General features: G+C 70.5%; 10 protein-coding genes. 7 read left to right on the top strand and 3 right to left on the bottom strand.

What is annotated here, in order from left to right:
* Positions 1-373 precede the first annotated feature (373 nt).
* A complete protein-coding gene (locus ACZ7NC_RS04860; RefSeq protein ID WP_471484900.1) occupies positions 374-1,066 on the bottom strand; it encodes a TetR/AcrR family transcriptional regulator in 693 nt (230 codons plus the stop codon).
* 148 nt (positions 1,067-1,214) lie between these two features.
* On the opposite strand from ACZ7NC_RS04860, the gene ACZ7NC_RS04855 reads away from it, so the two are divergent.
* The 3 genes from ACZ7NC_RS04855 (at position 1,215) to ACZ7NC_RS04845 (ending at position 3,011) form a co-directional block, all read left to right on the top strand.
* On the top strand, positions 1,215-1,886 hold the full coding sequence (locus ACZ7NC_RS04855; RefSeq protein WP_471484898.1) for an SDR family NAD(P)-dependent oxidoreductase: 672 nt from the start codon (positions 1,215-1,217) through the stop codon (positions 1,884-1,886).
* Between the two features lie 125 nt (positions 1,887-2,011).
* Positions 2,012-2,377: a hypothetical protein gene (locus ACZ7NC_RS04850; protein ID WP_471484897.1), complete on the top strand. Its 366-nt coding sequence runs from the start codon at positions 2,012-2,014 to the stop codon at positions 2,375-2,377.
* Positions 2,378-2,399: 22 nt separating this feature from the next.
* A complete protein-coding gene (locus ACZ7NC_RS04845; protein WP_471484896.1) occupies positions 2,400-3,011 on the top strand; it encodes a class I SAM-dependent methyltransferase in 612 nt (203 codons plus the stop codon).
* A gap of 210 nt (positions 3,012-3,221) precedes the next feature.
* On the opposite strand, the gene ACZ7NC_RS04840 is transcribed toward ACZ7NC_RS04845, so the two are convergent.
* Entirely contained in the window at positions 3,222-4,259 is a 1,038-nt protein-coding gene (locus ACZ7NC_RS04840; protein ID WP_471484895.1) for an Rv2578c family radical SAM protein, read from the bottom strand.
* Positions 4,260-4,450: 191 nt separating this feature from the next.
* Between ACZ7NC_RS04840 and ACZ7NC_RS04835 the strand changes: the two genes are divergently transcribed.
* The 4 genes from ACZ7NC_RS04835 to ACZ7NC_RS04820 all read left to right on the top strand — a co-directional run bounded on the left by ACZ7NC_RS04835 (position 4,451) and on the right by ACZ7NC_RS04820 (position 10,936).
* Positions 4,451-4,894: an SRPBCC family protein gene (locus ACZ7NC_RS04835; protein WP_471484894.1), complete on the top strand. Its 444-nt coding sequence runs from the start codon at positions 4,451-4,453 to the stop codon at positions 4,892-4,894.
* Between the two features lie 163 nt (positions 4,895-5,057).
* A complete protein-coding gene (locus tag ACZ7NC_RS04830) occupies positions 5,058-7,445 on the top strand; it encodes an MFS transporter (protein ID WP_471484892.1) in 2,388 nt (795 codons plus the stop codon).
* Between the two features lie 176 nt (positions 7,446-7,621).
* A complete protein-coding gene (locus ACZ7NC_RS04825; protein WP_471484890.1) occupies positions 7,622-10,057 on the top strand; it encodes an ATP-binding SpoIIE family protein phosphatase in 2,436 nt (811 codons plus the stop codon).
* 153 nt (positions 10,058-10,210) lie between these two features.
* Positions 10,211-10,936: a class I SAM-dependent methyltransferase gene (locus ACZ7NC_RS04820; protein ID WP_471484889.1), complete on the top strand. Its 726-nt coding sequence runs from the start codon at positions 10,211-10,213 to the stop codon at positions 10,934-10,936.
* 63 nt (positions 10,937-10,999) lie between these two features.
* Here the strand turns inward: ACZ7NC_RS04820 and ACZ7NC_RS04815 are convergent, their stop codons facing one another.
* The gene (locus ACZ7NC_RS04815) at positions 11,000-12,496 is read right to left on the bottom strand and encodes an APC family permease (RefSeq protein ID WP_471484888.1); all 1,497 of its coding nucleotides are present in this window, start codon (positions 12,494-12,496) and stop codon (positions 11,000-11,002) included.
* Positions 12,497-12,604: the final 108 nt, after the last annotated feature.

Below are 12,604 nucleotides of genomic sequence, written 5' to 3'. Positions count from 1 at the left end.
CCCGCCCACAACCTGACACCAGCATGGTCCCCACCCATGACCACACCAACGAGCGAACTGGCCAGCAGTCACGGCAAGCACCGTTGCAGTACTAGGGCCTGTTCTGAGTTGAGGTCACGGGAGGGCTGGGGCTGCGTAACCAGAGGGTGGACCCGCGCAGGTGGAGTCCTGCGGCATAGCTCTCGGGTGTCTTGTCATAGCGGGTGGCCAGCCCTGAGGCGGCCTTCGAGACGCACGCCGTGTCGCCGGTGCACGCGGCGGTCACCAAACGCCTCCGCGAACTCTGCGTCGCGGGGACGGAACGCGTACCGGCTCGACATGGTCGCGGGAAGGGGCCCCCGCGGCGCCTTGAGACAACGACGCGTCCCGACGGTCAAGCGCCGCAGGCCCCGTTTCCGCCGAGGCTGATCATGGCGCGGTACAGCTGCTCCTCGGTGAGCGGCGGTGCCGGTAGCGGGTGGGCGCGGTCGGTTCGGAAGCCGTCGAGCAGAAGGTAAAGGTGGCGGCGCCAGGCGTCCGGGGCGATGGCGTGGGTGGCCTCGGTGACGCGGCTGTGCGACCAGATGACGAAGGCAAGGTCCTCGGGGGTGAGGTCGGGGCGCAGGCTGCCCTGCTCCTGCGCACGCTCGACGATGTGTACACCGAGTTCACGGATGCGGGTCTGGGTACCCGCCAGGCAGGCGCTCTCCGGCAACCGCATGGAGGCCAGATCGTTGAACCCCCGGTCCTGTGACTGGAGTTCGCACATGGTCTCCAGGAAGTGGCACAGCCCCGCCCAGGCGTCATCCATGGTGACGGCCTTCTCGGCGGCCTCCCGCCAGAGGGCCAGCTTCTCGGCGAAGGTCGCCTGCACCAGGTCCAGCCGGGTGGGGAAGTGCCGGTACAGCGTGCCGATGGCCAGCCCGGCTCGCTTGGCCACCTGCTCCAGGGGTGCCTCCAGGCCCTGCTCGGCGAAGCAGGAGCGGGCCGCGGTGAGCAGGGCCTCGCGATTGCGCTGCGCGTCGCGCCGCAGGGGGCGGACAGGGGCCGGGTTCCCGGCGGAGGCGGACGGAGGGTCGATGGCCATGTCACTCAGGCTACCAACCGGAGGGGCGCCTCATGTTCTCTGCTACGCTCCAGAACATGAGGCTGCCCTCGACTTTCAGTCCCGACCGCTGTCGTGGCGGGAGTTGGCCCCTCATCCGTCCAGCCCGTCGACCGGAGGAGTACCACCCATGCGCGTCATCGCCGTCATCGGGGCAGGCCCAGGCCTGGGCCTGTCCATCGCCCGCCGCTTCGGAAGGGAGGGTTTCCAGGTCGCCCTGGTCTCCCGGACCCAGGACAAGCTCGACGCGCTCGCCGCGCGGCTCGCCGAGGAGGGCATCGAGGCCGCGGGCTTCGCTGCGGACGTGACGCGTCCCGACTCGCTGCGGTCGGCGCTCGCCGCGGTCGCCGACCGGTTCGGGGCCGTCGACGTACTGGAGTACTCGCCCGCCGACCCCACGTTCGCCGGCGCCGCCGCCGTCGACGCCACGGCGCTGGACCTCCACAAGCAGCTCGACTACTACCTGTACGGAGCGGTTGCCGCGGTCCGTCAGGTGCTGCCCGCCATGCTCGAACGCGGCAGTGGCACCCTGCTGTTCTCCACGGGCGCCTCCTCGGTCCGGCCGATCGGCGGCGCGTTCGGCAGCGTCGGCGTCGCGGCGGCGGCCCTGCGCAACTACGCCATGGCCCTGGGCGTCGACCTCGCCGAGTACGGGGTGCACGTCGCACACGTGGCGATCGGGGTGTTCATCGGCAGCGGTCCCGGCACCGAGCCCGAGACCATCGCCGAGCACTACTGGGATGCGTACACCAAGCGCGACCAGGTCGAGATCGTCCACACTGTCCCCGGCGGCATCTGGTGAGCACCTCCGGCACGCCCGCGGCGAACACGGCCAGGCCACCCTTGGTGAAGATCTTCTGAGCCGCCAACAAGGTCGTACGGCCGCTGCTCGCCTCCCGCTTCCACAAGCCGCTGAGCGGGCGCCTGATGCTGCTCACGTACAAGGGGCACAGGACGGGCCGCGAATTCACGGTCCCCATCGGCTACTTCGACTGGGATCCCGGCACGGTGCTCGCCATGTCCTCCCAGCTCGGCTGGATCCCCAGCATGCGCGAAGGGTCCCCCGTCCGGCTACGCATCCGGGGCCAGGACCACGGCGCCGTCCCGACGGTCGTCGAGGACCCTGAGGAAGTCGCCGCCCTGCTGGGTGAGTTCGGCCGGCGCAAAGGGCCCAAGGCCGCCAAGGGGCTGATGCTCGGCCTCCCAGGCGACCGGCAGCCCACCGGCGACGAGCTGCGCACGGCCGCCGCGAAGACCCGCTTGGCACACCCGCGAGCACCCGTGGGTCCGTGAGGACGCCGGCACGCTGCGCCGCTTGAAGCGCGCCGAGTCCGCCTTCAAGAACGACGCCGAGCCGGTGTTCTGCTGGACCCAGTACGCGGGGCACGGCCCCGGGTCGGAACTGCTCGGCAGTCCGCGCCGTGTGCTGGAGATCGGGTGCGGCACCGGGCGCGCCCTCGCATATCTCGCGCAGCAGGGCATCGAGGCGCACGGCGTCGACCTCTCCCCGGTCATGGTGAAGAAGGTCAGCGAGCGGTGGGCGGACACCGGCGCGACGTTCGAGTGCGCCGAGGTCCTGGACTTTCTCGGCGCGTGCGAGGACACGTTCGACGCCGTGTACTCGATCTTCGGCGCGGCCTGGTTCGCCGACCCTGGCCGGCTCCTCCCTCTCGTGCGAGCTCGGCTCAAGCCCGGCGGCATGTTCGTGTTCTCTCAGCCGCCGGCGATCCCCGGTGAGTACGGTCCCCAGGGCATGTACAAGGGCGGCTTCGCGGGGAAGGCGATGTTCACGTACCGCTACAGCTACAAGCCGCAAGTGTGGGAGCGTCACCTGCTGCGCGCAGGCTTCGTCGTGACTGAAGCGAAGGTGCTGGACGCTCCGACAGAGGGGCACATCGGCACGCTCATCGTGCGCGCCGGAGCCTAGCCCCCCAGGAACGGCCCCGCTCGTCCGTTACCCCGTGGCGCCTGGGCGGGGACGGCCGTCACGGTCCCGGCCACGAGGACGGCGGTGCCGCACAGAACGGCTGCGCGTTTTCCCATCTCGTTCCATCAGGACATGACCCGATCGGGTCGAGGGATGCGCTCCAATGCTCCCCGATGCGCCCCGATGCATCCCTGTTGCTCCCTGATGCGCTCAGATCAGCGAAAGCTGGGTCGGTTCGGTTGCCGCGGGCTCGGCCGGCTGGGGTTCGGGGATCCGTCGTGGCATCACCGCGCGTGTGGGGCCGATGCCGTACTCCTGTGCCAGATCGTGGACCTGACGGGTGATCCGGCGCTGGTACCACTTCGGCGCGTAGGCGCCGTCCGCGTACAGCCGCTCGTAGCGGCGCACCAGATGCGGGTGCTCACGGCCCAGCCAGGCCATGAACCACTCCCGGGCCCCCGGCCGCAGATGCAGCACCAGCGGGGTGACGGAGGTGGCCCCTGAGGCGGCGATCGCCCGCACGGTGGCCCGCAGTTGGGCCGGGTCGTCGCTCAGGAACGGAATCACCGGCGCCATCAGCACACCGCACCCGAGCCCGTGCTCGCTCAGGGTCCGTACGACGTCCAGACGCCGCTCGGGGGCGGGCGTACCCGGCTCCACGGTGCGCCACAGCTCGGGGTCGGTGAAGCCGACCGAGACGGAGATACCGACGTCCGTCACCTCGGCGGACTGCTTCAGCAGCTCCAGGTCGCGCAGGATGAGCGTGCCCTTGGTGAGGATCGAGTAGGGGTTGGCGTGGTCGCGCAGGGCGGCGAGGATGCCCGGCATCAGACGGTAGCGGCCCTCCGCGCGCTGGTAGCAGTCGACGTTCGTGCCCATCGCTATGTGCTCGCCCTGCCAGCGGCGCGAGGCGAGCTGGCGGCGCAGCAGCTCCGGCGCGTTCACCTTGACCACGATCTGGGAGTCGAAGCCGAGACCGGTGTCGAGGTCCAGATAGCTGTGGGTCTTGCGGGCGAAGCAGTACACGCACGCGTGCGAGCAGCCCCGATAGGGGTTGACCGTCCACTCGAAGGGCACGCGCGAGGCGCCCGGTACCCGGTTGATGATCGAACGGGCCCGGATCTCGTGGAACGTGATCCCGGCGAACTCGGGCGTGTCGAAGGTGCGGGTCACCACGGCGTCCGCGCCGAACAGCGCGGAGTCGGCCCGGCTGTGGTCGGACTCCAGGGTGAGGTTCTCCCAGCGCATGACGCCTCCTCGGTAGCACTGACCCCAGAATAGAACACATGTTCCCTTGATCGTGCGACCTATCTCCCGGCTTCGTTTTCGATCACTGTGCGACCGCTTCGGGGAACAGTTCGGGACCCCGATTTGGGCGGGCCGGGAGCGGGGTGGTTGGCTTGCCCCAACCCCGAGAACTCTGGTCCTGGAGGAAGTCAATGGCGCAGGTCGAGGCCACTACGGAGCGTGTCGTCGCGGCGGACGCGGAGAAGGTGTTCGACGCCCTCGCCGACTACAGCGGCACCCGGCGGAAGCTGCTGCCCGGGCACTTCAGCGAGTACGAGGTGCGTGAGGGCGGCGACGGCGAGGGCACCCTCGTCCACTGGAAGCTCCAGGCCACCAGCAAGCGTGTGCGCGACTGCCTTCTGGAGGTCACCGAGCCCACCGACGGCGAGCTCGTCGAGAAGGACCGCAACTCCTCCATGGTCACCGTCTGGCGGGTCACCCCGGCCGGTGAGGGCACGTCCCGGGTCGTCGTCACCACCACCTGGCAGGGTGCCGGCGGCATCGGCGGCTTCTTCGAGAAGACCTTCGCGCCCAAGGGGCTCGGCCGCATCTACGACGAGCTGCTCACCAAGCTCGCGGCCGAGGTCGAGAAGTAGCCCGGAGGTCCCTTCAACCCACTGATCACGGGCGGTCGTTGGCCGCCTCACCGGATCGAGTGGATCTCTTCGTCGTCCGACCCTGTTCCGTAACTCGTCGCGCTTGCTCGTAGTTGTTCGCTTAAGCGGGAATTGTGCAGCAGCGCGACGAGGGGAGCGGTACGTGGGCGGGAGCACTCTGGTACAGCACGAACCGGCCGCGGCGCCCCCGGAGGTCCCCCCTCCCGTACCGGCGCAGGTGACCGAACTCGGCCCGCGCCGGGTCCGGTTGATCTTCTTCGCGCTGCTGCTCGCGCTGCTGCTGGCCGCGTTGGAGCAGATGATCGTCGCCACCGCGCTGCCGAAGATCGTCGGCGAGCTGCACGGCCTGGACAGGATGTCCTGGGCGATCACCGCCTACCTGCTCACCGCCACCATCGGCCTGCCGGTCTACGGCAAGCTCGGGGACCTCCTCGGTCGCAAGGGTGTCTTCCAGTTCGCGATCGTCGTCTTCGTCGTCGGCTCCGCGCTCGCGGGGCGGGCCGAGACCATGGACCAGCTGATCGCCTATCGCGCGGTCCAGGGCGTCGGCGCCGGCGGTCTCATGATCGGGGTCCAGGCGATCATCGCGGACATCGTGCCGCCCCGCGAGCGCGGCCGGTTCATGGGCCTGATCGGTGCCGCCTTCGGCCTCGCCTCGGTCGCAGGACCCCTGCTGGGCGGCTACTTCACCGACCACCTCTCCTGGCGGTGGTGCTTCTACATCAACGTCCCCTTCGGCCTGGTCACCCTGGCCGTCGTGGCCGTCGTACTGAAACTGCCGAAGCCCGGGACCAGGGCCCGGCTCGACATCCTCGGCTCGCTGCTGCTCGCCGCCGCGTCCACCTGCCTCGTCCTGCTGACCAGTTGGGGCGGCACCGAGTACGCATGGGACGACCGCGTCATCCTCGGCCTCGGCGCGGGGGCCGCCGTCGCCGCCGTGCTCTTCCTCGTCGCCGAGCACTTCGCCGCCGAACCCCTCATCCCGCTCAGGCTGTTCCGGGACGCCGTCTTCACCGTCACCGGTCTGGTGGGCCTCGTGATCGGGGTCGCCCTGTTCGGCGCCGCCAGCTATCTGCCGACCTACCTGCAGATGGTCGACGGGGCCACGGCCACCGAGTCGGGCCTGCTGATGCTGCCGATGATGGGCGGCATCGTCGGCGCCTCGATCGTCTGCGGCCAGCTCATCAGTCACACCGGCCGTTACAAGCTCTATCCCGTGCTCGGCAGCGCCCTCTCGGTCGTCGGCATGTGGCTGCTGTCCCGCCTGGAGATCGACACGCCCCGGCTGCACTACAGCCTCTGGATGGCGGTGCTCGGCGCCGGCATCGGCATGGTGATGCCGGTCCTGATCCTCGCCGTGCAGAACTCCGTGCGCCCCGCCGACCTCGGCACCGCCACCAGCGCCAACAACTACTTCCGGCAGATCGGCGGCAGCGTTGGCGCGGCCGTCTTCGGCACCCTGTTCGCCGACCGGCTCGCCGACGCCCTGGCCGAACGCCTCCCCGCGCACCCGGGCGGCGAGCTGCCCGACGCCGAGTCCATCACCCCGCAGCTCGTCCACACCCTGCCCCCGGCGCTGCGCGACGACTACATCCAGGCCTACGCAGACGCCATGCCGAGCATCTTCCTCTACCTCGTGCCGGTGCTCGTCCTCGGCCTGCTCATCGCCTTCTTCCTCAAGGAGAAACCACTGGTGGCCCACAACGCCCCGGCCCCGGAGACGGAATCGGCGCCGGTGAACACCCAGATCCCCCCGGCCCGTTCGCCGCACACCGCCGGCGTCCCCGTCCACGGCACCGTGCAGCACCCCGACGGGACCGTCGTCCCGCGCGCGGCGCTCACGCTCATCGACATCGCCGGGCAGCAGGTCGGACGCGGCGCGAGCGGCGAGGACGGGCGGTACGCGCTGGCCACGCCGGGCCCGGGGACATACGTCATGATCGCCGCGGCCGGCGGCCACCAGCCGGGGGCCGTCACCGTGACCGTCGGCGAGCGCCCCGTCGAACTGGACATCGTCCTCGGCGGCGCCGGACGCCTCGCCGGGAAGGTGCTCACCCCGGACGGCACGCCCGTCGACGCCACGGTCACGCTCACCAACATCAAGGGCGAGGTCGTCGCCACCACCCGCAGCGGTCGCGAGGGTGGCTACGTCATCACCGAACTGGTCGCCGGCGAGTACACCCTCGCCGCGAGCGCCCCCGCCTTCCGCCCCGCCGCCGTCCCCGTCACCGTCAAGGCGGCCCGCGAGACCCGCCAGGACATCGAACTCGCCGGCGGCGCCCTGCTGCGCGGCACCGTGCGGGCGGGCGGCGGACGGCCCGTCGAGGACGCGCGCGTGACGCTCCTCGACGCGGCCGGCAACGTGCTGGACACGCTCACCACGGGCCCCGACGGCACCTTCCGGTTCGTCGACCTGTCCACGGGGGAGTACACGGTCATCGCCGCGGGTTACCCGCCGGTCGCCACCGTGCTCCAGGTCGCCGGCGGAGGCCGTACGGAACGCGATCTTCAGCTGGCGCACGAGGACTGAGGCCGGTCCACGCGCACCTGGGCTGTGCTGCGCGGACGGGAACTTCGGCACCCTCGCGCGTCGTTGTGATCCCGTCACATCAATTCCCGTATTGCCGCACATCACCGCGGCAGGGAGCCGTACGGTGGTGTGGGCGCGCAGATCTTGCGGAGCCCTGGGGAGAGAGGGCCTGGGCCATGGACCGTGGCACCGAGAGGGACGGCGCGGTGACGGAACACGCCGTGTCCGGACGCATCCCGCTGGCCGTGGTCGTCGTGGACCGCGAGGGCCTCGTCTCCCACTGGAGCTCCGGCGCACGACGCCTGTTCGGCGCCGCCAAGGAGGAGGCGATCGGACGCCCGGCGGTCGATCTGCTGCCCGTCTCCGGCGCGCTGCCCGAGGACGACGACATGTCGCTGTACGGGGCCTACTCGGCGTACGACGGACTCGGCCACGATCTCGAGACCTCCCTCGACGGACGGCTGTACTACCCCGCCGCGGGCCGCGCCCGTCTCACCGTGCCCGAGCGAGACCGCGTCGATGTCCTGTGGTGGGCCTACCCGCTGGTGGGACCCGGCCCGGAGCGGATGCTCGTGCTCGGCGCCGATGTGGGCCGGCTCCAGCAGGAGGACCGCGACGACGACCCCGGCTACGAGCGCGTGGCACCCGGCTTCGCCCTGCACACCGACTTCCCCGGCGCCGACGAACTCGCCCGCAGACTCCCCGAGATCCTGCCCAGCATGAGCGTCGAGGAGAGCGCCCGCATCGTGGGGCAGATCCTCGAACTGGGCTATCCGGTGATGGAGTTCAGCCAGAGCGACCGGGTGCCCGTCACCCCCGACTGGGGCGTGCCCCGGCGCGTGGAGCGCAGGGCCCGTCGCGAGCGGGCCGCCCGGGCCGCCGCCCAGGGCTTACCCGCACCGCGGGAGTACGCCGACGAGGCCGAGGACCTCGAGTACGCCGCCGTACGTGAGCGCCTGGAGTTCCTCAACGAGGTCAGCGGCCGCATAGGCACCTCCCTCGACCTCGCGCGGACCATCATCGAGGTCAGCAAGGCGGTGGTGCCCCGCTTCACCGATGTGGCCGGCACCTATCTGCGCGAACAGGTCGTCGCGGGTGAGGAGTTCGCCGAGGGCGTGCCGGACACGACCACCATGTGGCACCGGGTCGCCGTCGAGCACACCGACGAACCCGGCCGCTGGGACGACGTCGTACCGGTCGGCGAGGCCATGCCCTTTCCGGCGCACACACCGTTCTTCCAGTGCATGACCACCGGCGAGCCCGTGCTGGTGCCGCGCATCAGCGAGCAGATGGGCCACGCCATCGCCTCGCAGTTCGAGAAGCGCGACATCCGGCCGCTGATCACGGGCCGCTCCATGCTGGTCGTACCGCTCAAGGCCCGCAGTGTCGTGCTCGGCTTCATGATCCTGCTGCGCCACCCGGAGCGCGTCGAGTTCAACGACATGGACCGCGTGACCGGGGCCGAACTCGCCGCCCGCGCGGGCCTCGTACTCGACAACGCACGCATGTACACCTACCAGGAGAGCGTCGCCGAGACCCTCCAGGACAGCATGCTGCCGCACATCCCGCCGCGCATGGCGGGCTGCGACATCGCGACCCGCTATCTGCCGGGTACGTTGCTGGGGCGGATCGGCGGTGACTGGTTCGACTCCGTCAAGCTCCCCGGCGCCCGCACCGCCCTCGTCGTCGGCGATGTCATGGGGCACGGCCTCAACTCGGCCGCGATGATGGGCCAGTTGCGTACGGCCGTGCAAACCATGGCCGCCCTCGATCTGCCGCCCGCACAGCTCCTGCGCAATCTCGACGACCTCGCCCAGCGCCTCGGCGACACCTACCTCGCGACCTGTCTGTACGCCGTCTACGACCCGATCGCGAGCGAGCTGCAGATCGCCAACGCCGGTCACATCCCGCCCGTCCTGGTCCGTGCCGAGGACGGGCGCAGCGAGCTGCTCGACCTGCCCACGGGTGCGCCGATCGGCGTCGGCGGGGTGCCCTTCGAGGCGGTTCGCGTGCGGGTGGAGCCCGGCGACCGGATCGTGATGTGCACCGACGGCCTGGTCGAAGTGCGCGGCGAAGACATCGGTGTCGGCCTCGCGACCCTGTGCGAGTCCGCCGCCCACCCGGCCGCGTCCATGGACGAGGCCTGCGACACCATCATCCGCAGCCTCAACACGCGCGGCGGCCGCAAGGACGACGTCGCCCTGCTGATGGCCCGTCTCAACGGCATCGAGCCGCGGGACGTCGCCGCATGGCGGATCGGCCTGGACCCGGCGGAGGTCGCCCGGGCCCGCGCCGTCGTCCGCGAGCAGCTGCACGAGTGGGGCCTGGCCCGCCTCGCCCACACCGCCGAGCTGCTGGTCGGCGAGCTCGTCACCAACGCCGTACGGCACTCCCACAGCCGCCCGGTCGAACTGCGCCTCGTCCGCGGCGACACACTGCTGTGCGAGGTGGACGACGACGACCACGAGCTGCCGACCCTGCTCAACGCCGGCCCCCTCGACGACTCCGGACGCGGGCTGCGCGTGGTGAGCACGCTCGCGCGGGAATGGGGCACCAGCCGGACCGACGCCGGCAAGACCGTCTGGTTCGAACTCACGCTCCCGCGCCGCTGACCGCGTGCCCCTCAACGGGCGTACGACGGCGTGCGGCTGTCGAATGCGGAGTGAAGGTATGCGCCGTGCGCTTGTGGCTGAAACCAGGCCGCGATAGACCGTACTCGCCCGTCAGTTCACGGCGGGTCGCCATCGCTACCTGGGGAGTCGGTCATGAGCGTGAGGAATGGGTACCGAGAGGCCTGGGAGGGCTTCTGGCGTGAAGCCCCCGCAGAACAGGGGGCGGTGTTCTGGGACGCGGAGCCGGCCCTGACCGCCGGACGCCATCTGGCCCTCTTCGAGCCCCACCTGACCGATCCGGGCCTGCCGATGGTGGACCTGGGCTGCGGCAACGGCACCCAGACCCGTTTCCTCGCCGACCGCTTCCCCCGCGTCGTCGGCGCCGACCTGTCCGCCGAGGCCGTCGACCACGCCCGCCGCGCCGACCCCGCCGGGCAGGCGACGTACCGGATGGTCGACGCGGTGGACAAGACCGAGGCCGAGACGCTGCACGCCGAGCTCGGTGACGCCAACATCTATATGCGGGGCGTGCTGCACCAGGCGGAGCCGGAGGACCGGCAGCTGATGGTCAACCAGATCGCCACCCTGGTCGGCGAGCGCGGCCGGGCCTTCCTCGTCGAACTCTCCGAGTCGGCGAAGCCCGTCCTCGTCGGCCTCGCGCAGAGCCCTTCGGGACCGCCGCCCAAGCTCGCACCCATCTTCCGGCATGGCATCGCGCCCGGTGAGGTCGCCGACGCCGCCGTGCCCGAGTTCTTGCACGCGGCCGGCCTCACGGTCATCGCGAGCGGCGAACTGCCACTGATCACCACGGAGTACGGGCCCGACGGCACCCGCATCGAGCTGCCGTCGAAGTGGGTGGTGGCGGGCCGGACGGCGTGACGTCGAAGGCCCTCCGGGTGGGTCCATACCCGCCTGGAGGGCCGCTGTCGTCGTCATGCCGGCTCAGTGCGCCTTGTCGCCGTGCACGAGATCGGGGTCGGCCACCTCCGGGCGTTCCGACCAGAAGGCAGGGGCCATCAGACGCCACACGACCATGAGGAGCACACCCGCGAGGGTGATGCCGATGCCGATGACCAGCGGCGGTCCGAGCCCGAACCACGAGACGCCGCTGTAGGAGTTGGCCGGGTCGGCCATGTCGCCGACCGACTCGACCAGCAGCCAGAGCAGCAGACCGGCGCCGACCAGCGGGCCGAGGCCGATGAGCACGAAGTGGTGCAGGCTCTCGGTGAGATGGCGCCGGTAGTAGACCGCGCAGGCGATGCCCGTGAGCGCGTAGTAGAACGCGATCAGCAGGGACAGCGCGGTCAGCGAGTCGAACAGGGCGTTCTCGCTGATCTGGCGGACGACGAGATACCAGGCGATGGCGATGCCCGCGACCCACCACGTGCTCACGTCGGGTGTGCGGAACTGTGGGTGGATGTGCCCGAAGCGGCCCGGCAGGGCGTGCCGGCGTGCCATGGACAGGGCCGTGCGCGAGGCGGGGATGATCGTGGTCTGCGTCGAGGCCAGAGCCGAGGTCGAGACCGCCAGCAGCACGACCCAGTTCCAGCCGACCATCGCCTCGTCGGCGAGGATGGCGAAGATGAACTCCTCCTCCCCGGCGTTCTCGGACAGGAACGCCGGCCCCGCGTAGGCCACGACCGCGATGGCCACCGACACGTAGGTCACCAGCAGGATGACCGTCGACCACACGGCCGCCTCGCCGGGAGCGGTGGCGGAGTTCTCGACCTCCTCGGTGAGATTGACCGCCGACTCCCAGCCCCAGTAGACGAACACGCCCAGCAGCAGACCCGCCGTCAGCTCGGCGCCTCCCGCGCCGAAGGGGTTCAGCCAGCTGATCGACGGATCGACGGAGTCGAGGGTGCCGGTCCCGGCGTAGACCCGGTAGAGCGCCACCACGGCGAACGCGAGCAGACAGGCGACCTGGGCGAGGATGAGGGCGTTCTGCATCCGGGCCGACACCTCGGTGCCGATGACGCAGACCGCCGTCATCACCAGGATGACCAGCACCGTGAGCAGCTGGCGGACGAACTCGTTGCCGACCCAGCTGTCGAGCCCGAAGGCCAGCAGGGCGAACGTGACCGCGACATCCGCCAGTGATCCGACCACCAGGACGCCGGTCATCGTGATGGCCCAGCCGCCGAGCCAGCCGGCCCACGGGCCCATCGCCCGGGTGACCCACGAGAACGTCGTCCCGCAGTCCTGGTCGACCTTGTTGAGGTAGTAGAACGCCGACGCGATCAGCAGCATCGGCACGAACGACGCGAGCATGATGCCCGGGGCGCGGATGCCCACGAGAGCCACGACCGGGCCGATGGCCGCGGCGAGTGAGTAAGCGGGCGACGTGGAGTTGAGGCCGATGACGAGTGCGTCGAGGAACCCGATCGCGTTGGCTTTCAGTCCGTCGGACGGACGGGTGTCCGTGGTGCCGTCGGCCATGCTGCCTCACTTCGGTCGTACGTGACCTCATGAAACAGCGAACCGTGGGGGCCCGCCCCGCCTTTCGCGCGCGGTCATCGGAGGTATCACCCGTGTGCCCATCCACGA

This window comes from Streptomyces sp. NPDC111802, from assembly GCF_055634335.1.
The sequence above is the reverse complement of the archived record's forward strand: the minus strand, read 5'-3'. Positions and strand labels throughout refer to the sequence as shown.